23 protein-coding genes and 1 pseudogene are annotated in these 20,828 nt (G+C 55.0%); 12 read left to right on the top strand and 12 right to left on the bottom strand.

All coding sequences use genetic code 11. The annotated features are described in order from the left end of the window. The first annotated feature begins 328 nt into the window (after positions 1–328). Genes P5706_RS24150 through P5706_RS24130 form a run of 5 tightly spaced genes read left to right on the top strand, consistent with a single transcriptional unit; the run spans position 329 to position 6,793 of the window. Positions 329–1,786: a UbiA family prenyltransferase gene (locus tag P5706_RS24150; RefSeq protein ID WP_285682822.1), complete on the top strand. Its 1,458-nt coding sequence runs from the start codon at positions 329–331 to the stop codon at positions 1,784–1,786. Then, a complete protein-coding gene (locus tag P5706_RS24145) occupies positions 1,783–3,096 on the top strand; it encodes an FAD-binding oxidoreductase (RefSeq protein WP_285682242.1) in 1,314 nt (437 codons plus the stop codon). The genes P5706_RS24150 and P5706_RS24145 overlap by 4 nt, the downstream gene beginning before the upstream one ends. Further along, on the top strand, positions 3,093–3,833 hold the full coding sequence (locus P5706_RS24140) for an SDR family oxidoreductase (protein WP_285682240.1): 741 nt from the start codon (positions 3,093–3,095) through the stop codon (positions 3,831–3,833). Before P5706_RS24145 ends, P5706_RS24140 begins: the two co-directional genes overlap by 4 nt. Further along, a complete protein-coding gene (locus P5706_RS24135; protein ID WP_285682238.1) occupies positions 3,830–4,795 on the top strand; it encodes a lysylphosphatidylglycerol synthase transmembrane domain-containing protein in 966 nt (321 codons plus the stop codon). Before P5706_RS24140 ends, P5706_RS24135 begins: the two co-directional genes overlap by 4 nt. Positions 4,796–4,834: 39 nt before the next feature. After that, positions 4,835–6,793, top strand: a complete 1,959-nt coding sequence (locus tag P5706_RS24130) for a putative hexosyltransferase (protein ID WP_285682236.1) — start codon at positions 4,835–4,837, stop codon at positions 6,791–6,793. Positions 6,794–7,067: 274 nt separating this feature from the next. On the opposite strand, the pseudogene P5706_RS24125 reads toward P5706_RS24130, so the two are convergent. The 6 genes and pseudogenes from P5706_RS24125 to P5706_RS24100 all read right to left on the bottom strand — a co-directional run. Beyond that, positions 7,068–7,294: pseudogene (locus P5706_RS24125) on the bottom strand (DDE-type integrase/transposase/recombinase); the annotation flags it as partial. A 236-nt stretch (positions 7,295–7,530) separates the two neighbouring features. After that, entirely contained in the window at positions 7,531–8,022 is a 492-nt protein-coding gene (locus tag P5706_RS24120; RefSeq protein WP_285682234.1) for a helix-turn-helix domain-containing protein, read from the bottom strand. After that, positions 8,019–8,228 (bottom strand): hypothetical protein, encoded by a 210-nt coding sequence (locus tag P5706_RS24115; RefSeq protein ID WP_285682232.1) that lies wholly within the window; start codon positions 8,226–8,228, stop codon positions 8,019–8,021. The genes P5706_RS24120 and P5706_RS24115 overlap by 4 nt, the downstream gene beginning before the upstream one ends. A 131-nt stretch (positions 8,229–8,359) precedes the next feature. Then, positions 8,360–8,575 carry a hypothetical protein gene (locus tag P5706_RS24110; protein ID WP_285682230.1) on the bottom strand — a complete coding sequence of 72 codons (216 nt, stop codon included), beginning with the start codon at positions 8,573–8,575 and terminating at the stop codon, positions 8,360–8,362. A 457-nt stretch (positions 8,576–9,032) separates the two neighbouring features. After that, a complete protein-coding gene (locus P5706_RS24105) occupies positions 9,033–9,317 on the bottom strand; it encodes a type II toxin-antitoxin system RelE/ParE family toxin (protein WP_285682228.1) in 285 nt (94 codons plus the stop codon). Then, the gene (locus P5706_RS24100) at positions 9,307–9,549 is read right to left on the bottom strand and encodes a CopG family ribbon-helix-helix protein (RefSeq protein ID WP_285682226.1); all 243 of its coding nucleotides are present in this window, start codon (positions 9,547–9,549) and stop codon (positions 9,307–9,309) included. Before P5706_RS24100 ends, P5706_RS24105 begins: the two co-directional genes overlap by 11 nt. Before the next feature lie 39 nt (positions 9,550–9,588). Here P5706_RS24100 and P5706_RS24095 point away from each other — a divergent pair, with 39 nt between their 5' ends. Both P5706_RS24095 and P5706_RS24090 read left to right on the top strand, forming a co-directional pair. Next, complete coding sequence (locus tag P5706_RS24095; protein WP_285682225.1) at positions 9,589–9,909, top strand: hypothetical protein; 321 nt, start codon at positions 9,589–9,591, stop codon at positions 9,907–9,909. 406 nt (positions 9,910–10,315) lie between these two features. Then, on the top strand, positions 10,316–11,782 hold the full coding sequence (locus P5706_RS24090) for a ParB/RepB/Spo0J family partition protein (RefSeq protein ID WP_285682223.1): 1,467 nt from the start codon (positions 10,316–10,318) through the stop codon (positions 11,780–11,782). Here P5706_RS24090 and P5706_RS24085 read toward each other — a convergent pair whose 3' ends face one another. After that, complete coding sequence (locus tag P5706_RS24085; protein WP_285682221.1) at positions 11,783–12,643, bottom strand: DNA adenine methylase; 861 nt, start codon at positions 12,641–12,643, stop codon at positions 11,783–11,785. A 618-nt stretch (positions 12,644–13,261) separates the two neighbouring features. Here P5706_RS24085 and P5706_RS24075 point away from each other — a divergent pair. Then, entirely contained in the window at positions 13,262–13,630 is a 369-nt protein-coding gene (locus P5706_RS24075) for a DUF6124 family protein (RefSeq protein WP_285682219.1), read from the top strand. A gap of 146 nt (positions 13,631–13,776) precedes the next feature. After that, the gene (locus tag P5706_RS24070) at positions 13,777–13,998 is read left to right on the top strand and encodes a hypothetical protein (protein ID WP_236465267.1); all 222 of its coding nucleotides are present in this window, start codon (positions 13,777–13,779) and stop codon (positions 13,996–13,998) included. Between the two features lie 111 nt (positions 13,999–14,109). On the opposite strand, the gene P5706_RS24065 is transcribed toward P5706_RS24070, so the two are convergent. After that, the gene (locus tag P5706_RS24065; protein WP_110624251.1) at positions 14,110–15,297 is read right to left on the bottom strand and encodes an MFS transporter; all 1,188 of its coding nucleotides are present in this window, start codon (positions 15,295–15,297) and stop codon (positions 14,110–14,112) included. 436 nt (positions 15,298–15,733) lie between these two features. Between P5706_RS24065 and mqo the strand changes: the two genes are divergently transcribed. Next, positions 15,734–17,389, top strand: coding sequence for a malate dehydrogenase (quinone) (mqo, locus tag P5706_RS24060; RefSeq protein ID WP_285682213.1), 1,656 nt, complete (start codon positions 15,734–15,736; stop codon positions 17,387–17,389). 67 nt (positions 17,390–17,456) lie between these two features. Here mqo and P5706_RS24055 read toward each other — a convergent pair whose 3' ends face one another. Next, positions 17,457–18,122: an NADPH-dependent F420 reductase gene (locus tag P5706_RS24055; RefSeq protein ID WP_502945501.1), complete on the bottom strand. Its 666-nt coding sequence runs from the start codon at positions 18,120–18,122 to the stop codon at positions 17,457–17,459. A gap of 120 nt (positions 18,123–18,242) precedes the next feature. On the opposite strand from P5706_RS24055, the gene P5706_RS24050 reads away from it, so the two are divergent. Continuing rightward, positions 18,243–19,118 carry a LysR family transcriptional regulator gene (locus P5706_RS24050; protein WP_285682819.1) on the top strand — a complete coding sequence of 292 codons (876 nt, stop codon included), beginning with the start codon at positions 18,243–18,245 and terminating at the stop codon, positions 19,116–19,118. A 160-nt stretch (positions 19,119–19,278) separates the two neighbouring features. Further along, positions 19,279–19,608 carry a YXWGXW repeat-containing protein gene (locus tag P5706_RS24045; protein WP_200433291.1) on the top strand — a complete coding sequence of 110 codons (330 nt, stop codon included), beginning with the start codon at positions 19,279–19,281 and terminating at the stop codon, positions 19,606–19,608. A 21-nt stretch (positions 19,609–19,629) separates the two neighbouring features. On the opposite strand, the gene P5706_RS24040 is transcribed toward P5706_RS24045, so the two are convergent. From P5706_RS24040 to P5706_RS24030, 3 genes are all read right to left on the bottom strand, one after another. Beyond that, complete coding sequence (locus P5706_RS24040) at positions 19,630–20,004, bottom strand: hypothetical protein (protein WP_285682211.1); 375 nt, start codon at positions 20,002–20,004, stop codon at positions 19,630–19,632. A gap of 72 nt (positions 20,005–20,076) precedes the next feature. After that, positions 20,077–20,472: a type II toxin-antitoxin system VapC family toxin gene (locus P5706_RS24035; protein WP_285682209.1), complete on the bottom strand. Its 396-nt coding sequence runs from the start codon at positions 20,470–20,472 to the stop codon at positions 20,077–20,079. Then, complete coding sequence (locus P5706_RS24030; RefSeq protein WP_017137462.1) at positions 20,469–20,726, bottom strand: AbrB/MazE/SpoVT family DNA-binding domain-containing protein; 258 nt, start codon at positions 20,724–20,726, stop codon at positions 20,469–20,471. Before P5706_RS24030 ends, P5706_RS24035 begins: the two co-directional genes overlap by 4 nt. Positions 20,727–20,828 lie beyond the last annotated feature (102 nt).

The raw sequence follows: 20,828 nt of genomic DNA, 5'->3' as shown, positions 1-20,828 counted from the left end.
GAAAAAGATTGATATTGAAGTTGCCTGAATAATAGTGGCACCGGGGGCGCTTTTAACTTGGTGCCTCCTACCTGCGAAATTAAGTCCCTCTTGATTGATCCCCGAGGAGATTTTTAACAATGCCGCCCCCGAAAATGCACGAGCATTTGCAGATGATGCCAAGTCCCGGCGAGGGGCAGAAAATAGTCCGGAGTGCTCTTCAACTCGTGAAAAGTGCTCTGTTCGTGCTATTCTCGCGCGCTTAATGAATACCTGCTGGTCTTTCTGATCGTTTGTCGTCCAGCGGCGCTGTTCTCCTCGATTCAATACGCTGGGACAAGCCTTAAGGCTGGCCAGCACTCAGGGAAGAATCCTCGTGACAGGCTCCGCTCCACCCCTTGTCGTTGACCTCGACGGCACATTGTTGCGCTCCGATCTGTTGCTCGAAACCGGTATGGCCTTCTTGCGCAGCCATCCACTGCACTTGCTCAAGCCATTTAAATGGTTGGCCAACGGCAAAGCCACGATGAAGTCAAAGCTGGCCAATGCCACTCATATCGATGTCAACGTACTTCCATACAATCGGGCAGTTATCGCACTGATCGAAACCGCCCGCAGTGCAGGTCGTTCTGTAGTGCTGGCCACCGCAAGCCATCATTCATTGGCCGAGCGTATTGCCGAGCACCTTAAATTGTTCGACAAAGTGCTAGCGTCCGACGAAAAGACAAATCTGTCGTCCCACCGCAAGCGTGATTTGCTGGTCGAGCATTATGGCTTGCAAGGCTTCGACTATATCGGCAACTCCCATGACGACGTCTCCGTCTGGGCTGCAGCACGACTAGCCTATGTAGTGGATCCGGAGTCCGGCGTCGAGCGTCGTGCTCGAGCTCAGGGTAATGTTGAGCAAGTCATTCGCACCGCACCTTCGGCCATTAAGGACTGGACCAAAGCACTGCGTCTTCATCAATGGATGAAGAACCTGTTGATTCTTGCTCCGATGTTGGCCGCGCATCAGTTGACCAATTTCAACCTGCTTTGGCAGAGCCTTATTGCATTCCTGCTTTTTGGCCTGTGCGCCTCCAGCGTTTACCTGCTCAACGACCTGCTGGATCTGGCAGACGACCGACATCACCACTCCAAACGTCATCGTCCGTTCGCATCGGGACGACTGTCCATAAAGTTCGGGTTGATCGCGTTTCCCCTTTTATTAATCACCGCCTTCACAGGTGCGGCGCTCTTGCTTCCCTGGGAGTTTTTCGGCGTTCTGGCAGCCTATTACATACTCACTCTTGCTTACTCACTGTCACTGAAACGGCAAATGGCTATTGACGTCATCGCGCTGGCATTGCTGTATACGATCCGTATTATTGCCGGCGCGGCTGCTCTGGACCTGGCCCTGACCTTCTGGATGCTGGCGTTTTCGATGTTCATGTTCCTGAGCCTCGCGCTGGTCAAGCGGTATGCCGAGTTGCGTGACGCCCGACGTAAAGGGCATACGGAGAAAACCCGCGGCCGCGGTTATTACCCCGACGACCTGGAGATGATTTCGTCCTTGGGAGCCGCGTCTGGCTACCTCGCAGTGATGGTACTTGCGCTCTATATCCACGACCAGGGTACGGTCGCGCTCTATGCCCGCCCCCAACTGATTTGGCTAGCGTGCCCATTGTTGCTGTTCTGGATTACCCGGATCTGGATGCTCACCCACCGCGGGCAAATGCACGATGACCCGGTTGTGTTTGCCGTACGCGACCGCATCAGCCTGGTGGTAGGGGCGTTGTTCTGCCTCGTGTTCTGGGCGGCGTCATGAGTGCTCCGCTGTTTTCTTGGGGCCTTTATCCTGCGATTCCACAGACCGCTCACGGCTGCGTCTGGAAAAGCGAGGTGCCTCAGCAACTGGAACGCCTGAACACTGAATACGGTAGCACCCTGGCGTACGGTAATGGACGTAGCTATGGTGATAGCTGCCTGGCCGACAGCGATCATGTACTGCACATGCGGACATTGAGTCGCTTTATCGAAGTCGATTGGCAACGGGGCGTGGTAACGGCCGAAGCAGGCATCACTCTCGCCGAGATCCTCGCCGTTGCCATCCCGCAAGGCTGGTTTCTGCCAGTAACACCAGGCACTCAGTTCGCTACGCTGGGGGGGGCGATTGCCAATGACGTGCACGGCAAGAACCATCATGTGCGCGGCACCTTCGGCAATCATGTGCGACGTTTGGGTTTGCAACGTCATGATCAGGACCTGCTGACCTGTTCGCCGGTCGAGGCCCCCGAACTGTTCGCCGCCACCATCGCAGGCCTGGGCCTGACAGGGGTCATCATCTGGGCCGAGATCCAACTGATACCGATAAGGTCCTGTCAGATCGACAGCAGCGCGGTACGTTTTGACAGCCTGGCGGATTTTTTCGCGTTGTCCACGGAACTGGATCACCAGCACGAGTACAGTGTCGCGTGGATTGACTGCCTGGCCAAAGGGGCGCAAGCCGGTCGGGGCGTATTTTTTGTAGGTGATCACGCTGACTATGGCGCTCAAACTGTCGAGGAGCGCAGTAAGTTGTTCGTGCCGTTCACACCTCCGATTTCGTTGATCAATAAACTTTCGTTACGCACGTTCAATGAAGCCTACTGGCGAGTGCATCCCGTCAAACGGACACGCAAACGGGTGAATTACGAGCCCTTCTTTTACCCGCTTGATCGAATTGATCACTGGAACCGGATTTATGGTCGCCAGGGCTTCCAGCAGTATCAATGCGTAATACCTCAGCCGGTGGCAGAGGTAGCCATCCGCGAACTCCTCAGCGTTATCGCACAATCAGGCCAAGGATCTTTTCTGGCCGTGCTCAAGCGTTGCGGGGAAATCACTTCGCCAGGCTTGCTGTCCTTCCCGATTCCAGGAACGTCGCTCGCCTTGGACTTCCCTCAAAAAAAGCACCTAGCCCCACTGTTCGCACGTCTCGATGCCATCGTGCACGAAGCTGGTGGACGACTCTATCCGGCCAAGGATGCGCATATGAGCGGGAAAGATTTTCGTCAAGCCTACCCCGCCTGGGAGCGACTGGAAGCCCTTCGCGATCCCTCCCTGATGTCCCGCTTCTGGAAACGAGTCACAAAATGAAACGAGTTTTGATTGTTGGAGCCACATCGGCCATTGCTACCGCTTGTGCCAGAATCTGGGCAGCCCAGGGCTGCGAGTTTTTCCTGGTCGCACGCAACGAAGAAAAGCTGGAACAGACCCGTGCCGACCTAAGTGCTCGTGGTGCAAAATCCGTCACTATTCACACTATGGATGCCAACGATTTCAACGCGCATCCAGCGATGATCGACAGCTGCCTGACAGCGTTGCACCAGATCGACATCTCTCTGATCGCCCATGGCACCCTGCTAGACCAGAAAGTCTGCGAACAGAATGTCGATGTGGCGCTCAGGGAGTTTACTAACAACGGCACGTCTGTAATCGCTCTTTTGACTCTACTGGCCAATCAATTTGAACGCCAACGTTGCGGTACACTGGCTGTTATTTCTTCGGTTGCCGGTGATCGCGGACGTCCGTCCAATTATTTGTACGGCGCGGCTAAAGCTGCGGTTTCAAGCTTTTGCGAAGGCCTCAGGGCGCGTCTTTTCAAAGCAGGCGTACATCTGATCACCATCAAACCCGGCTTTGTGGACACCCCGATGACGCAAGGGTTGCCGTTGCCAGCTGCGCTCGTAGCTAAACCCGAGCAGGTGGCCAAGAGCATCGTCGCCGGTATCGAACGCAAGACTGCCGTCCTCTACACCCCTGGGTTCTGGGCACTGATCATGCTGATCATTCGATGTGTTCCTCAGTCAGTCTTCAAGAGGCTGAATCTTTGAGCGAGGGCATTTATCTATCGGGCTGGAGATATAGAGCGGTCGTTCTGTCGATCGTTGTATCAGCGCTGGGCTATCTGGGATTTTCCTTGTGGGGCGGATGGGAGGCAGTCGTCAATGCAGCCTCCCAAGTCGGTTTACTGGGTGTCACCCTAGCGCTATTGATGTCTTCGCTGAACTACGCCATACGGTTTCTCAGGTGGCAGATTTATCTCAAGGCGCTCGGCCACCCGGTGCCTTGGCGTTCGAGCCTGAAAATTTACCTGTCCGGTTTTGCCCTGACCACGACCCCAGGGAAAGCGGGTGAAGCCATGCGTGGCGTACTGCTTAAACCTTTGGGTGTGCCTTATGCAAAAAGCTTTGCGGCATTCTTCAGTGAACGGCTCAACGACCTGTTTGCTGTGGTACTGCTCGCACTATTCGGCCTGACACTTTACCCGCAAGCGCTTCCATTGATTATCGCGGGTGTCGTACTGGTCGGTGTGGTCTTTACCGGCTTATCGCAGCGCAAGCTCATTGCGTACCTGGCGCAAAAACTCCCTCGCGAGGGTGGCGCCCTTAAAGCACTGGCCCGTCATCTCCTCAATGTTCTGTTAGAGGCACAGTTGTGCCACCGACCGCTGACGCTGCTGGTCGCAACTCTACTGACTGTAATGGCCTGGGGCGCCGAAGCGTTCGCCTTCTATTCGATACTGAATGCAATGGGAGCGGAAATACCGCTGACTTTTGCCATCTTCGTGTATTCGGTTTCCATGCTTGCCGGAGCCCTGAGCTTCATGCCTGGCGGCCTGGGAGGAGCAGAAGCAGTGATGGTCGCCTTGCTAGTGTGGAAGGGTATGCCCGGCTCCGACGCTGTCGCTGCAACAGTGCTCATTCGGCTCGCCACCTTGTGGTTCGCTGTGGGAGTCGGTGCATTATTCCTGACCACCAGGAATCGAACCGACCTTCCCATCCAAAAAACATAACTTCATTAATTCAACGACTTCTTTCGGGAGCGATTCATCATGGGCGGTCAGGGGCAATTAGCGCGCAAAGGCCTTATTAGCGCGATCATAGTCATCGGACTATTGATCGCAATGGCGGTTGCGTACTACTTACGAAATCAGAATTACTCTGTCGATGACTCTTTCATTACCTATCGTTATGCCTTCCACCTGTCACAGGGTGACGGCCTGACTTTTAACGTTGGGGAAAAATATTACGGTACCACGGCAGCAGGTTACGCAATTGTTCTGGCTACATTCGACAAACTTGCCTCAACCCTTCATCTGAACTTGTCGACTCAAAATATTTCAGTTGGGATTTCCACCCTGGCGTTGCTAATCACGTCGCTGTTCGCTTTCAGTATTTCTGCCAGACGCAGTAACCCCACCGCATCTGCACTACTGACGTTGGGGCTGGCAGTATCCTTGTTCACCGCTTATTCATTCAATGAGGTCGCAGGTCATGAAACCTATGCGTTCCTCGCGCTTGCTTTTGTAGGCGTTGTCCTCGCCAGCTATGAAAAAATGCTTGCTGCGGGAATCATTGTAGCCATTGCGACCACCTTTAGGCCCGATGCCGTGCTCTTTGCACCGATCATTTGCTGCGCCTATATGCTATTCAACAATCTTGGCCTACGACGCGCACTCACCAACAAACACCTGATTCAGTTCACCTGTGGCTTTTTCCTGATCGCAATTCCATGGTTACTCTTCCTTTATAGTTACTACGGCCGCATATCACCTGGAACAATGGATGCAAAAAAAGCGCAAATACTTATTGGTGGTTTCCCGACCTACAACCTTAACAGCATCTTCGGTTATGTGTCCGACAGTATCAACTGGATCGCTCGGGCAGCGATTTTAGTAGGTGTTGTTCTTTTCGGCATCAACCTGTTCAGCTCGAAAAAACCAGCCTCAAAGGCATTCATCGAGAAACAACATTCCTTTATCGGAACATGCTGGCTCGTATTTCTGGTCATCAGCATCGGCTTTTACATTTCAATCAACGTGACGTTTTGGAGATGGTATGGCATCCCGGCCGTTTTTTCGTTGATGATAATCGCCTTTTGCGGTTTCTGTGCGCTTGCCGGCAAGAACAATGAAACCCAGACAGCCAACGCCAAACCCGCCTTATTCATTGCATTGGGCGCGGCGGTCCTGCTAGTTACCAATATTACGCATATCAAGTTCTGGCTAACTAGCGAAAACGTGAACCCACACACCAAGGCTTATTACGATATTGCTCAATACCTCAAGAAAGCAGAACCCGATGGCACGGTTATCGAGATGGCCGAACCCGGCTCCTTCGGCATGCAACTAGGCCCGAAATTCACGATCGTGGATGAACTCGGACTCATCACCCCGGGAGTTGCCACTGCGTTGCTGAAAGGAGATAAAACCTATACAAATCAAACATACAACCCTAAATACATTGTGTGCAGCTGGGGAAGCCCCTACAGTGCCTGCACTATCCCGGAAATCATTCTGAACTATGATTTTGTTGGCGAGTTCGATACAGATTTCTGGGCTAAATATCTCAGCCACGGCGCAAAACTGTATCGCAAGAACACCTCGAACCTGCTTCCTCTAGGGCAGTATGTGAGTGATCCGGTACTTGGCGACAAATACGGCATCGTCCGGCAAAATACCGATAGAAAGACATTGTTTGTTCACCCAGGGGACACACCGACCTCATTCAATCTGGAAACGCCGCGCCTTATCACTAGTCCCGGCAAGACACTGCCAGTAGTGATCGGAATTTCTTCTGAAGTACTCGCCACCGCAGTGGCCAGTGGCGGTGCGACTGCCGGCGTAACGATCTATCTGGATGGCAAGGTTTTCAAGGAAAGAAGCGTTATCAAAGTGGGTACCTCGCTTGCTGTAGACCTTCCTTACTCACAGGGCCGGCCTTACAGATTCTCGGTAGATAACAACGGAATGTCCAACAGCAATTGGGTTAATCTGTCGGCAAGCTATTAAGGAAGCACCGAAAAATTCTTCCATAGTTTTACGAAATAGGATCGGTTCCGGTTGAGGGTGAAAGAACACTCTAATAAGAGCGCGATCACCTACGGTGATAATCTCTGCTGTCCAACGAAGGCTTTATGGCGATGGCAGGGAACGTCAGCGTCCAATCGACAGGTCAACGTAAAGGCACTCTATGGGCCAATCCCAGCACGGGTCAGATTGGGCTGACGCTCTTGAGCATAGTGAACTGAGTAGCCCAATAGTTACCTTGCGGCATTTCATTTCGCGCCAGCAACGCTCTGTAGCTCGCGCTGGCATACTGGGCCGCGATCCGAGTGGGTGATCAGACCAGGTGGCGGTTGACGCTGAGCAACTGCCAGCTGCATTGCACTACACACCATCTCGGCAGGTATGTTCGGAGCCATAGACCAACCCCACGATCTTGCGTGAGAACAAGTCCAGTACCGCGGCCAGGTACAGCCAGCCGCTGCGGGTCTGGATGGAGGTAATGTCTATCATCGAACTAGCTTTTCGCTAAAGAGGTCTGCGCTCACCATCAGCCTGCTTAAAGTGCAGGCTTAGGGCAAAACTAGGGAAAATTCAGGGCCGCCATAGACCGCATGAGGCCATCGGGAAGGTGCTGAAACGTTGTCTTCACTGGGCAGAAGCGGCCTACTAGCACGCTAGAAGGGGTTCGAATTCCTATACTGAACTCCTTTGTTACCGTGGCCCGGTTTGTTCTCTGTGGGTCATTCGATCAAATGGAAGTCCTCCCTTTCTCTCGGGTCGGATGTTGCGCCTCTGCAGTTCTCCCCTCGCGAAGGCGCATAGCCTGGCATGAATATTAATCCTTCGTTCTCGAAGGCGTATGACAAGGCCTGCATCGTCACGCGGCGTAAGGTTTGCTTTCCGTCCTCCAGGTCTTTGATTGCCTTAACGGAGGCACCAGAACGGAACGCCAATGCTTCGACGCTCCAGCCAAGGATCTCCCTTGCTCTTTTACAATGATCTGCAGAAAACGCCAGGGGAAGCTGGTGGATGAACTGCCACAGACTCTCGTGCTTTTCTGCCTCTCTTTCGGATCGGGCCTGTTCTAGATCGACTATTTTCGAGGTCATAGGGGGGGCATTAACTGTATTTATATACAGTTCTAAGGATAGCCTCACGGCATGATGTTGGCTAGAGGCGAGGGGGCCTCGTCTTCCCATCACTAGATCAACAAAATAGCTGATTGCAGTCATTCCGGCGCCATCATCACCGCGAGCGTCATCTTGATGAATTCCTCATTCTTGTCGATGGCTTCAAGGGCGCCGCGCACGTTATCGGCGACCTCAGCGGAGCCGCGCTGCTCGACCCAGTTCGAAAGCTCCATGACGGCGGCTTCGAGGGCAAGTTGATTTTCGTTGAGTTTGAACAGCAGGGAAGGGAGCAGATCTGAGTTTGGCATGGTGTTTCCTCCATGAAGAGGAAGGTAGCAGGATGTTGACTAACTGAAAGTGGTCTGCTGATCGAAAGTTATATTTGAAATCGTTAGGCTTGCTTGGGGCGACCATAAAGTCGTTTCGAGTTGGTTGAAACCTAGCGGAGATCCATGCCCTTGAGCCGAGCCAGGCCCTGTTTGATATGGCCTGTATTTTCGCCAATCGCCTCAAGAGCCCCTCGAGCATTATTACCGACTTCTGCGGAGCCCCGATGCTCCACCCACAGCGTAAGCTCCATTACGGCGGCCTCCAGCGCCAGTTGGTTGTGGTAAATCCATTCCAATACATCCGGCAGCGAATAATCACCTGACATGGATCGACTCCTTTCGAGAATGCCCCACAAGCATAGCAGCGACAGTGCCCGTAACAGGAACTACAAAGTGGTCGTTTAGATTTTGCTACAGAGACGGCAGGATGGTTGTCGGATTAAATGTGCTCGGAGCAGGTGCGGACCACTAGCATCAAATGGCGAGCACGCATGAAAGCGTTTAAGGGGGGGCGAGGAGATTTTCTTGTGAGGGCGGAAGTTTACGGCGGGTGAGGGGATGGTGCTGGTACAAAACTGGTACGAGTAAAAAGGCTATTGGCTGTATGCCTTGTAAATAGCGGAGATTCGCATTAGTAGGTCCAATCCATCATGGGGGCGACGGAGAAGCGGCGGGAGAGTGGAGCGGATTGTAGGGACATTGGGGATCTGAGTCAGCGGGGTGAATGGGGCGCAGTTTATCAGGGATGGGTCTTGGGTGTGGGAGGGGCGTGTTTCGCGGCCTTTACCACTTCGAGCGCGGACGTTGCCGGGTGTGGAATACGCCAAGAATTTGCAGGCGATCACCGCGTACTCGATACGGGATCAGATAGGACCAGTTGGGTACCGCCCATTCTCGGGTGTGTTTGACCCGACCTTCACGGCCCATGGCCGGGAACTGAGCCAATTTGTCTACGCTGGCGAAGATGGCGCCGGAGAAGTCGTCAGCTGCATTTGGATTTTCGAGAGCGATATAGTTTGCTTCGTCTTCCAGATTTTTGAGTGCTTTTTCAAGCCACTCAACCCGCATTCCGGCTCCAGCGCCGGGCGCGCATTGCTGCCACTTGGTCATCGGTGGCGAATTTGCCTTGGTCGGCTTCTTTTACTGCCTGTTCTATCTGAGCGGTCATCGTTTTTTCGTGCTCGATGTAGTCGCGGAGGACGTCCATCGCCAGGTAGGTCGCAGTCTGGCCGTTGGTTTTGGCTAGGTCATCGAGAGAAATGGACAGGTCTTCCGGCAGGTTCAGGGATATTCCAGTCATGGCAGCCTCGAGTGTGGACGGTTCGGTGCATCTTACACCTTGGAACGCTGGCTTGAATCAGCAGGTCGTCGCTGTGTGTATCCGGAAGTGATTTGTTCCACCTCGCTGCCGGGGTATCGTAGTCTGACCCCGGTATCTTTCATGGCGGCTGTATGCACCCATTTAGATGTTAGTCTGGATTGGCGGCTGACACGCGAAGGCTCTATGCATCGGAGTGTTTCGGCTGAATTATCTGAAAGGCGAACCGTTAATCAACAGGAAGATGCCATTCTTGAGCTGTTCCGCGCGCTTGCTGAGGTGGTTGAGCGGGAGGTACTGAGCTTTGCTGAGGAAAAGAAACGCTTATTGGATGTCGAGTAGCGCCTCAAGGATTTGATTGAATCCCTTGCCGATGCCAAACGGCCAGCATAATCTGTACCCGTTAAGAACGGACCAAGCATGCAAGGGACGCTAGGATCCACTTCATAAGTGCTCCACATATGGGCTGAGGCGTCTGTTGATCGATGTCATTTGCCCAAGGATTTTATCTATGGAAAGCGCATCGCCTGTTGCAGTTACCTATCCTTTTCAATGCCAAGCAGTGGTTTTGGTTTCGATTGGAAATCGGAGCAGCAACAGTTTTGAAATTTATTTGTCTGTCTCGGAAGATATACTAAAAAGTATTGTCGCTACGTGCACTCTAATCTCGATGAGTTAGTCGTCACGTCCTCGTAAAATATATTTATTAGATTTCTTAAATTTTAAAGATTTAAAGTTGGGGGTTTTGATGGGCTATGAAGCGTGGGTAACTGAATCGGTTTCGCCTGGAAGCATTGATCTTGATCCGCGAAACCCTCGTTTGCCGAGCTTGCCGGCCAACGCATCTCAATCGCAAATTCTCGACGAATTATTCAATACTAGTAAAGTTCGTGAAATGGTTAAATCAATTGCTAAGTCAGGATTTTACCCAGACCAGCGTGTGGTCGTGATACGGAAAGAGAGTGGACGAGGATTTATAGTTATTGAAGGGAATAGGCGTGTTGCTGCTTGTAAGGTGCTGTTAAATTCTGATATCGCGCCGGAGCGACATGCTAGAGTTTCTAGAAAATGGGCAGTAAATGCTGAACCATACAGGCCTAGCTTTTTACGTATTCCGATTGTAATTGCTCCATCGCGGTTGGCCGCGACACAGTTGCTAGCAGCCAGGCATCTAAATTCTGCACCAGTCATTCGTTGGTCTCGATATGCTCAAGGCCGATTTGCTATTAATGCATTCGCTGATGGGCAGGATATCGCAGAGGTAATGGATGAGACAGGGCTGGGTGAGTCGGAATTAAGGCAAAGTATCCAAGAAGCCCGGATGTTTGAATTATTTCTGGGTCTTTCCTGGACGCAGGAGGAAAGAAGCATAATCGAGGATAATCTCGAAGATTTTCCTATTGAGGCACTTCGTCGAATCTTAAGAAGTAGTGCAACTCAAGAGAGTTTTGGTTCCATTACATTTGACCAGGAAGGATGGATGATTTTTAGCTGGGAAAAGGATGCAATCGAACCGATTTTGAAGCGCTTCCTATATGATGCCTTTATTCCGTTATCCGGCCAGAAAAAACCTGAGTTGAACAGTCGAACATTGAATAATGTGGATGGGGTTAAGGCATATCTCGATACACTCCCACTTGAAATAAAACCGTCCCCAATCGACGGGAAAACTTCAGCTAAAGATCTAATACCGGATACGGCTCAGCCGGATGGTTCTCAACCGATTCCCAAAATCACTCCTAAGAAGAAACCGGTGCCCAAGCCTCGTAAGGTTAAGTACACGGCGCTGCCCACGGATCTCGAAGTCGATCTAAAAAACGATAAAGCGCTCGCTTTAGTTGATGAACTGCAAACGATAATTCCCGAGGATTTAGCTTGCGCGACGGGATTGTTGCTGCGTAGTCTTTTGGAGATTTCGCTTATTGCAAGAATAAAAAAAGTTGGCAAGTGGCCTGATTGTATGGCTAAATTTGGCAGCGATAGAAATTTGATTCCTACACTTGACCAGCTTTTGAGGTTTTCTGAAACCTGTGAGTTAACAGTTCCAGACATAAGTCTTCGTAAAACACTAACTAACCAAGGTGCTGTTCCAAAGCGGTTACTAAACTTGGTTGCGCACAATGATCAGCATGTATTTGGTCAAGAGGAGGCTCGAGATGCTGCTAACAAGCTAACGCCGCTTTTGCGTGCGTTGCTCGGACCTGACGCCAGCTAATCAGCGTTTCATTGTAGGCATTGATTTTAGATGGATGTTTCCATAAAACAATGCCTCTTTTTCCTTGGGACGGGCTAGGTGCGTGGAATAGTGTAGAGAAAACTCTGCTCCTTTTGCATCGGAGTAAAGCGAGTTTATTTCTTCGCAATTGTCGTACGTGACTAGCCATGGGGTTTTCATGTTTTTTACTGTATTCGCAATTGCGGCATGATCTTCTGGTTTGTAGTGGTTTCGGTATAGTTGGCTGCCCTTTTGGAAATATGGCGGGTCAAGATAAACTAATGTGTTGTCAGATATTTCAATATCTTCAGTGGTAAGTAGAGCCATTGCATCAATGTTATGCAGCTCGATTTTATCTTTTAATTTTCCAAGCCGTCGAATTCTTGATGTCAGATCATCTTTGTTGAACCGTGCGTCGAGCTTGTAGTTGCCTGTCTGATTTTTTCCGCCGATTACGCCGCCCTTGATAATTCCGGATCGGTTTGTACGGTTCAGGAAAAAAGTTGAAAACCCGAGCTGAGTTAAATTGCTTGAGTCCTCTGCCTGGATAATGGCTTTTTGCTCATGCCAGGTATCCATATTGACTGGTGTTTCCCAGATTTTTTCAATAAATTCGTCGGTGTTATTCAGGACCGCCCACCAGAACGCATGGACTACTGGGTCCAGATCATTGATTAGTATGCGATCAATGTAGTCATTTACTAGCAAAAATACGGCCGCTCCAGCCCCGCCAGCATACGGCTCAACATAACAGCCGTCTTGTAGGCCGTTATGCTCAATAAGCTCTGCTAACCAGATCCCTAAGCGGCCTTTTCCTCCGGGATATCGAAGAGGAGTGACAAAGGAGTGAGAAGCAGACATGTGAGTACCGGTTCGAAATTTTGTCTATGGTAGCCGAGAGGAGGTAGGGTGGCCATCTACAATTGGCTACTATTTTTTGCCGTATCAATTAGTGATCCATCGTCCGCTTTGCAGTCTTTTCGCCGGCATACAACCACCGCAACCTCCTCGGCTTCGTTTGATCCACCGCTGTGATCGTCTTTTCTTTGCCAGTTTTCTTTTCGCAGTATTGAGTGAGGATGCCTGTGTATTCGCACTCATTTTTTCCGCCAAATCTTCAACCTTGTCCACAAGCAACGTGCTCTCCCGCTTCAGGCTGACGGTATAGCCGAAATCCGGACTTAGGTTGTGCTACACGTTGCTGCCGTATCAGATGATTTCGTCAATTTCCGGATTTACGCCCTGAAACATGTAGGTCAGTTCGGAGTCAGATTCGGCTGGCCCATGGCAAGTGGGAAAGATAGCGGTCGGATATCGAGTCAGACTACGATGTCGCGATGAATTTTCCCACACTCTTTTAGGCTTGCCCATGTGACTCTCTGTAGCTAGCCTACTCAAGTCGCTACAACCCAGCGGCCGGAGGTGGAAGTCCGTATTGCTAAGGCGTTTTAACTCCCGAAAATATTTGGAGCTTCGCCCATGCCTAACAAATCACGCAATCCTTATGTCGATCACAACGCTGCACCCATCGACGCCAAGCTTCACGCAGCGGCCGAACGAGCTATTCATCATTACCTACCGCCATCTGACAACAACGCCGCCCCCGCCGACCACCCACCCGGCAACCTATTCTCCGTCAGCCCCAACATCGACACCGAAACCCTCCTAGCCAACGCCGCCGAGCACCTGGATTCCGCCAACCAAATAACCGCCACCCTGGCCTTCGACCTCGAAGACCCGCACCGCGCCATCATCCTCGGCATCCAACAACTCATCGACCTAAGCGCTCTACTCGTCGCCCGCGCCCAAGAGCAAGTCGCGCCTGCCGCCAACCCAGCCACAGCCTGACACCAACCCCTGCCGCCTTACCCCAAGGCGGCAACCTGAACCCGTGCTGTCACCGCGCAAAATTTCATAATCCCCAGCGCCTTTGAGGTCTACGATCCTCTTCAAAAGATGCCCCCCGCACCTCCAGCCCATAGGGAACTGAAAACATGATCTCGAACCTGGTTAAAGTCGCGCTGATTGCTGGTGCGTTGCTGTTGGGCGCTTGTTCGACGGGATCGTCGGGTGGGAGTGGTGACCCTTGTTTTACTGGCGGATGCCAGGCGTTTGGGGACCATAGCCCGAGCAAGGCGGCCAAGATGAATTTTGGCGGGAGTGGGTTGGGGAGTAGTTATGGGGAGTATGGGTCGGGTTTGTTGCATGATGATTGATGGGGTGGTGGGGCAGTCATTGACTTGTTGACTGGCCCACCGCTATCGCGGGCAAGCCCGCTCCCACATGGGTGCAGGGCTCCCACATTGGAATAGGGGTGGCCTGATATTTCAGTGGCCGCCTTTCATGCGGCGGGCGATGAGGTAGATGCCCAGGCCGACCAGCGCTGTGGCGGCGCCGATGTAGCCGGTGCTGGTCCAGCCATATCCCGCTGTAATTGCCATCCCGCCGAACCACGGCCCTAGTGCGTTTGCCAGGTTGAATGCTGCGTGGTTGGACGCTGCCGCCAAACTTGGGGCTTCGTGGGCAATGTCCATCAGGCGGATTTGCAGCGGCGCAGCCATGGCAATCATGGTGCCGACCAAACCGATGCCTAGCAGTACGCTCCACAGCGAGCTGGCGGCGAAGGTGAAGAAGATCAGTACGGCCATCGACCACACCATGATCCAGCCCACGGCGCGAAATTGCATACGGTCGAACAGTTTGCCACCGGCGATGTTGCCGATGATGCCACCGACGCCAAAGGCGGCGAGGCCGAAGGGGATCCACTGCGGCGACACTTTGGTCACTTCGAGCATGGTCGGGGCGAGGTAGCTGAACACGCAGAACATGCCCGCAAAGCCAATCGCGCCGATGGACAGGGCCATCCACACTTGGGGTTTGGTGAAGGCGCGCAATTCTTTGCGCGGGTCGCTGCGTGGTTCGTCGTGGCGGTCGGGGACGAATTGCCAGACCAGGGCGATGGTGCACAGGGCGATGGCGCTGACCAGCGCGAACGCCGAGCGCCAGCCCAGGTGTTGGCCGAGGAAGGTGGCGATGGGGTTGCCGAGCAGCATGGCGAGGGTGAGGCCCATCATCACGCGGGCCACGGCGCCGGCGCGTTTGTCGTTGGGCACCATGCTGGAGGCGACGACGGCGGCGATGCCGAAGTAGGCGCCGTGGGGCAGGCCGCTGATAAAGCGGAAGGCCACCAGCGAGCCGAAGGTGGGGGTGAAGGCGGTGGCGAGGTTGCCCAGGGCGTAGAGGCCCATCAGCAGTAAGAGCATGTGTTTGCGCAGCAGTTTGGCGCCGAGAATGGCCAGCAGTGGCGCGCCGACCATGACGCCGAGGGCGTAGGCGCTGATGGCGTGGCCGACTTGGGGTTCGCTTAAGCCCAGGTTCTGGGCGATGTCGGGCATCAGGCCCATGATGGCGAATTCGCCGGTGCCGATCGCGAAGGCGCCCACGGCCATGGCCGCTTCCATTTTGGCGGCGCTGCGCGCGGGCAGTACGTGCCCGGGTGTTTGCTGGATAGTCATGGGTAACTCTGTAGGAAAGAAGTGCACGAAGGTCAGTGGCCGATGCTACGCAAGCCGCCACGAAGGTGTCTAGAACAGCGTTTTGCGCGAGCGTTGAGTCTGATTAAACGCCCTGTGACCCCACGTCGCGGCAGCGATGCTTGACACTGGCGCGTTAAAAGCCGCGATTTAGAGCTGTCAATTGGCCAAACGGCGCATAAACGCTGTTTAGCGTGATATTCTGCGCGCCGTCTTGGTCTAGTCTTGCCCCGGTGCGTACACCCGTATACGCCCCGGCGGTTGGCTGTCGCCCAGGTAGCTGAAGCCAATAATGATAAAAAGTCAGCGCAGAAGGGACAAAAACAGTGAGGTCGCTACGTCGGCCTTGTGTGCCCACCCTACGGCCTGCAGAGTCAGGGGCGGTGGGGCGGATGGCGTTTTATCATAGGTGCTACTGATGTTTAAAAAAGTAAACACTGCCCTGCTGGGGCTGGCTTTGTCGATGGGGATCACGTCCGTTCAGGCGGAAGAGGCAAAGAAAGTCGATGTGCTGCTGATCGGCGGCGGCATCATGAGTGCGACCCTGGGTGTTTGGCTCAACGAGCTGCAGCCGGACTGGTCGATGGAGATGGTCGAGCGTCTTGATGGCGTGGCCGAAGAAAGCTCCAACGGCTGGAACAACGCCGGTACCGGTCACTCGGCCCTGGCCGAGCTGAACTACACCCCGGAAAACAAGGACGGCACCGTTGAGATCCCGAAAGCGGTCGAGATCAACGAAGCGTTCCAGATTTCCCGTCAGTTCTGGTCCTGGCAGGTTCAGCAGGGCGTGCTGAAGAACCCGCGTTCGTTCATCAACTCCACACCGCACATGAGCTTTGTGTGGGGCGATGACAACATCAAGTTCCTGAAAAAGCGCTACGAAGCCCTGCAAGCCAGCCCGCTGTTCGCCGGCATGCAGTACTCCGAAGACCCGGCGCAGATCGCCAAATGGGTTCCATTGATGATGGAAGGCCGTGATCCGAAGCAGAAGATCGCCGCCACCTGGACCCCGATCGGCACCGACGTGAACTTCGGCGAGATCACCCGCCAGTTCGTCGCTCACTTGCAAACCACGCCCAAGTTTGACCTCAAACTGTCGAGCGAAGTGCAAGACATCACCCGTAACGCCGACGGTTCGTGGCGTGTAAGCTACAAAAACCTGAAAGACGGCACCAAGACCGAAACCGACGCCAAGTTCGTGTTCATCGGCGCGGGCGGCGGTGCACTGCACCTGCTGCAAAAGTCGGGCATTCCTGAAGCCAAGGAATACGCAGGCTTCCCGGTTGGCGGTTCGTTCCTGGTGACCGATAACCCGGCCATCGCCGAGCAGCACATGGCCAAGGCCTACGGCAAGGCTTCGGTTGGCGCGCCACCGATGTCGGTTCCGCACCTGGACACCCGCGTGCTGGACGGCAAGCGTGTGATTCTGTTTGGCCCATTCGCGACCTTCTCGACCAAGTTCCTCAAAGAAGGCTCGTACCTGGACCTGCTGACCAGCACCACCACCCACAACATCTGGCCAATGACCAAAGTCGGTATTCGTGAATACCCACTGGTCGAGTACCTCGCCGGCCAACTGATGCTGTCCGATGACGACCGCTTCAAGGCGCTGCAAGAATACTTCCCGAACGCCAAGCAATCCGACTGGCGCCTGTGGCAAGCCGGTCAGCGCGTGCAGATCATCAAGCGTGACGAAGAGCAGGGCGGCGTCCTGAAACTCGGCACCGAAGTGGTCAGCTCCGCCGACAACACCATCGCCGGCCTGTTGGGTGCATCGCCAGGCGCGTCCACCGCGGCTCCGATCATGCTGACCGTGCTGCAAAAAGTGTTCAAGGACAAGGTGGCTACCCCTGAGTGGCAAGCCAAGCTGCACCAGATCGTGCCGAGCTATGGCACCAAGCTGAACGACAGCCCTGAGGCTGTTGCGAAGGAGTGGGCCTACACGGCCGGCGTCCTGCAACTGACCCCACCGCCTGCCATTCCGCAGCTGAACGCGCCAAAGGCAACCGAAGCCACCGAGGCTGCCAAGCCTGCGGCTGAGCCGAGCAAGCCGGCGTCTGACCTGGCGCTGTAAGCCAAGCCCGATGTTAAAAAGCCCGCTGAACCGGTAACGGTCAGCGGGCTTTTTTGTGGGCGTGTGTTCAGGTGCGGGAGCGTTCGGCAGGCGGCAGTTCCACCGTGCGCTCGGCGGCGGCCAATGCGGCCTGTAAACCGGCTTTATCCAGCGGCACGCAATACGCAGGTTTGGCCCGCTCAAAGCGCCAGCTTTCATCCAGCGTTCCCGCGTCCACGGCGTCGAAACCCAGCTCGTCGAGCAGCGTGATCACATGCGCCTTTGCCGTCGCATCATCGGCGGCCACCGGCAGGGCGCGACGGTCAGGCGCACCGTGGGGGCGTGCATCGCGATTGATGTCTGAGTCAAAGATCGCATTAAACACTTTGACGACCTTTGAGTCGGCAAAATGCTCGGCCAACAGGCGGCTGGTGGTGGTTTCAAAACGGTCCAGCACCGGGATATGCCCATCGCGGTCAGGGTAGTAATTGTTGGCGTCCAGCACCGTTTTGCCTGCCAGCCACTGCGCGGGCACGCTGCGGTAGTTTTTAAGCGGAATCGCCACCAGCACCACGTCGCCAAACTGTGCGGCATCCTGCGCGCTGCCCACTTGCACGCCGGGGATGCCGCTGCGCACGCTGCTCATGGTCTGCGGGCCACGGGAGTTGCTCAGCATCACCGCGTGCCCGGCAGCCAGGGCCAGTTGGGCCACGGCGCGCCCGATAAAACCTGCTCCAATCACGCCAATCTTCATGGCTTTGCTCCTGCGAGGTGGGGGAGTGGCTATGATGATTGGCAACCATTGGGTGATAAATGGGTGGTTTGGAGTCGGTGTAGTTACTGGGAGTAGTCAATCGTGGACCGTCTAACCAGCATGAGTGCGTTTGTAACCGCCGCCGAGCTGGGCTCTTATGCCAGCGCGGCCGAGCGCTTGAACCTGTCGCCGCAGATGGTGGCCAAGCATGTCACCGCGCTGGAGCAACACCTGGGCGCCCGCTTGCTCAACCGCACCACGCGCCGGCAAAGTCTGACGGAGTTGGGTAGCGCGTACTACGAGCGCTGCAAACATATCCTCACGGAAGCCGAGGCGGCCGACTCGCTGGCGCAGATCATGAATGACACCCCGCGCGGCAAGTTGAAGATCACCGCTCCGGTGACGTTCGGCTCCTACAGCCTGATGCCGCTGATTACCGGGTTTTTGCGTGACTACCCGGATGTGGAAATCGACTTGCACCTCACGGACCGTTTTGTCGACCTGGTGGAGGAGGGCTATGAGGCGGCCTTCCGCATCGGCCCGCTTGCAACGACTGGGCTGACCGCTCGGCCGCTGGCACCTTATCGCCTGGTGGCCTGCGCTGCACCTGCTTATTTAGCAGCGCGCGGCGTGCCGTTGCTGCCCGCAGACCTTGAGCAACACGAATGCCTGGGCTATGCGTTCTGGTCTCGCCCGGCAGAGCGTGAATGGGTCTTTTACCAAGGCACCACTGTGCACAAGGTACGAGTTGCCAGCCGTTTGCAGATCAACGAAAGCCGGGCGTTGATGACGGCTGCACTGGATGGCTTTGGCATCGTGCTTGGCCCTGAAGACTTCTTGCGCACGGCACTGGCCAAGGGCGAGTTGGTGCGGGTGCTGCCAGGCTTCGAGACGCCGAGCCGCTCAATGCACTTGGTTTATACGGCGAACCGCCAGCGCACGGCCAAGCTGCGGCGCTTTGTCGAGGCGGTGCTGAAGCGCTTCGGACCCGCTTGAGCGCTCAAGCACCAGCCCTATGGTGCGAATACCTCAGGTTCAGCAAGCCGACAGACACCACCTGTTAAAAATAACCCAGCGCCAAGCAGGAGCGAGGCGGCAACAAGGGGGCATTTTTTTACCGGTGTATTCGTTGGGCGCTGGCGCCCGAGGGGTGTGTATGTTGCTACGTTATGCGGCATTGGCGGCATTTGTCGTCGCGTCGTCCGGGTGTGTACAAGAGCGCGTGGTGCATGAGCGCGGGCCGGTGCAACGTGAGTATGTCGAGGTGGTGGCGCCGCAGCCGCCGCCGGTGCAAGTGATCGAAGTCGAGCCGGCGGCCCGCTACGGTTATGTGTGGTCACGCGGCTACTGGCGTTGGGAAGGTGGGCGCTATGTGGCGGTGCACGGCCATTGGGAGCAGGTGCGCGAAGGCTACCGTTATGTACACCCGCATTGGGTGCAGCGTAATGACGGTTACCACTGGCAGGGTGGTGGCTGGGTGCGCTGAACCTGGCACCTGACAAAACGGCTAGCTCGGCTTTTGGGTGCCTAACAGCTTGACCTCACGCAGCAGCGCGGCACCGAGTTGATCGCTGCCCAGTTCCTGATAGCCAACGATCTGGGTCTCGCCTTGTTCTTCGGCCTGGATGATGATCACCGGTGTCTCCTTGCCGGTGGCTTCATCCACATGCAAGGCGTACTGCGGCACATCCACCTTGATCGGGGCGCCCGCCGGCTTGCCTTGCACGTTCAGTGTAAACGCCGCGCAGCCGCTGTCGATGTCCACGCTGGTCGCGGAGCGGCCGCTGACGAAGCAGGTTGTCGGCAGGTCAGGCCAGGTGATGGTGTCGGCCAGGGCGAGGGTGGGCGTCATGGCCATGGCAACAAGCAGCAACGTGCGCACGTGGGGAGTTCTCTTGATCAAGGGCGGTGGCGTTTTTTTACCAAAGCCCGGCGTTCGTCGCAATGCTGCGGCTCAAGCCAGGTGCTTCATCCCCGTGGCCTTGGCCGCGTTGAGGTCAAAGGTGGCGGTGTATTCACAGCCGGCTGCATGGGCGCAGCGTTCGATCAGGTAGTCGGCGAAATCGGCTTTGCCGGCGGTGAATCGTCGCAGTGCCTGCCAGATGATCTCGGCGTGCTCGACGGTCAGTTCACGGGTGCGCAGCAGCGTTTCCAGCACGGTCACCACGTCGCTTTTGGCCGATTGGTAGCAGCTTTGCAGCACCCAGACCAATTCCACCACCGACACCAGGCTGACAAAGCCCGGCGAAACGCTGGTGAGCGACTCGATCAACGCCGAGGCCTTGGGCGATTGCACCGGGTCATCCTGGGTGACATAGCGCACCAGCACATTGGTATCGAGCCCGATCATCCGGCGTTTGCTCCTTGCGCGGCGATGGCGCGGTTCATGTCTTCGATCGACACGGCCTGTGCGGGCTTGCGGATCAGCCCCTTGAGGTCCTGCACGGTTTTGCTCGCGGCGATGATGGAAAACTTGCCGTCTTCCGTTTCGACAAATTCAACCCGGTCGCCTGTTTCCAGGCCAAGCGCGGTGCGCACTTGCACGGGGATAGTGATTTGCCCTTTCGAGGTGAGTGTGGCGGTGGCCATAGTGAAGATCTCCATCGTGATATTCCTTACCGTAAGGTAAGGATTGATGAAGGACAAGATCCGTTGGTCCATAGGTTGCTCGGCTGGTGTGAGTGAGTGGGAACAAGTAAAACCCTA

Source organism: Pseudomonas sp. ChxA (assembly GCF_030263855.1).
Classification (GTDB): domain Bacteria; phylum Pseudomonadota; class Gammaproteobacteria; order Pseudomonadales; family Pseudomonadaceae; genus Aquipseudomonas; species Aquipseudomonas fluorescens_CB.
The sequence above is the reverse complement of the archived record's forward strand: the minus strand, read 5'-3'. Positions and strand labels throughout refer to the sequence as shown.

What these genes read in the sequence shown, in the direction of transcription:
- P5706_RS24105 (WP_285682228.1), bottom strand. Translation starts at nt 9,317, where the DNA reads ATGCGGGTTGAGTGGCTTGAAAAAGCACTCAAAAATCTGGAAGACGAA.
- P5706_RS24090 (WP_285682223.1), top strand. Translation starts at nt 10,316, where the DNA reads ATGGGCTATGAAGCGTGGGTAACTGAATCGGTTTCGCCTGGAAGCATT.
- P5706_RS24100 (WP_285682226.1), bottom strand. Translation starts at nt 9,549, where the DNA reads ATGACTGGAATATCCCTGAACCTGCCGGAAGACCTGTCCATTTCTCTC.
- P5706_RS24070 (WP_236465267.1), top strand. Translation starts at nt 13,777, where the DNA reads ATGATCTCGAACCTGGTTAAAGTCGCGCTGATTGCTGGTGCGTTGCTG.
- P5706_RS24130 (WP_285682236.1), top strand. Translation starts at nt 4,835, where the DNA reads ATGGGCGGTCAGGGGCAATTAGCGCGCAAAGGCCTTATTAGCGCGATC.
- P5706_RS24045 (WP_200433291.1), top strand. Translation starts at nt 19,279, where the DNA reads ATGTTGCTACGTTATGCGGCATTGGCGGCATTTGTCGTCGCGTCGTCC.
- P5706_RS24035 (WP_285682209.1), bottom strand. Translation starts at nt 20,472, where the DNA reads ATGATCGGGCTCGATACCAATGTGCTGGTGCGCTATGTCACCCAGGAT.
- P5706_RS24050 (WP_285682819.1), top strand. Translation starts at nt 18,243, where the DNA reads ATGAGTGCGTTTGTAACCGCCGCCGAGCTGGGCTCTTATGCCAGCGCG.
- P5706_RS24085 (WP_285682221.1), bottom strand. Translation starts at nt 12,643, where the DNA reads ATGTCTGCTTCTCACTCCTTTGTCACTCCTCTTCGATATCCCGGAGGA.
- mqo (WP_285682213.1), top strand. Translation starts at nt 15,734, where the DNA reads ATGTTTAAAAAAGTAAACACTGCCCTGCTGGGGCTGGCTTTGTCGATG.
- P5706_RS24065 (WP_110624251.1), bottom strand. Translation starts at nt 15,297, where the DNA reads ATGACTATCCAGCAAACACCCGGGCACGTACTGCCCGCGCGCAGCGCC.
- P5706_RS24075 (WP_285682219.1), top strand. Translation starts at nt 13,262, where the DNA reads ATGCCTAACAAATCACGCAATCCTTATGTCGATCACAACGCTGCACCC.
- P5706_RS24110 (WP_285682230.1), bottom strand. Translation starts at nt 8,575, where the DNA reads ATGTCAGGTGATTATTCGCTGCCGGATGTATTGGAATGGATTTACCAC.
- P5706_RS24030 (WP_017137462.1), bottom strand. Translation starts at nt 20,726, where the DNA reads ATGGAGATCTTCACTATGGCCACCGCCACACTCACCTCGAAAGGGCAA.
- P5706_RS24055 (WP_502945501.1), bottom strand. Translation starts at nt 18,122, where the DNA reads ATGAAGATTGGCGTGATTGGAGCAGGTTTTATCGGGCGCGCCGTGGCC.
- P5706_RS24120 (WP_285682234.1), bottom strand. Translation starts at nt 8,022, where the DNA reads ATGACTGCAATCAGCTATTTTGTTGATCTAGTGATGGGAAGACGAGGC.
- P5706_RS24115 (WP_285682232.1), bottom strand. Translation starts at nt 8,228, where the DNA reads ATGCCAAACTCAGATCTGCTCCCTTCCCTGCTGTTCAAACTCAACGAA.
- P5706_RS24145 (WP_285682242.1), top strand. Translation starts at nt 1,783, where the DNA reads ATGAGTGCTCCGCTGTTTTCTTGGGGCCTTTATCCTGCGATTCCACAG.
- P5706_RS24140 (WP_285682240.1), top strand. Translation starts at nt 3,093, where the DNA reads ATGAAACGAGTTTTGATTGTTGGAGCCACATCGGCCATTGCTACCGCT.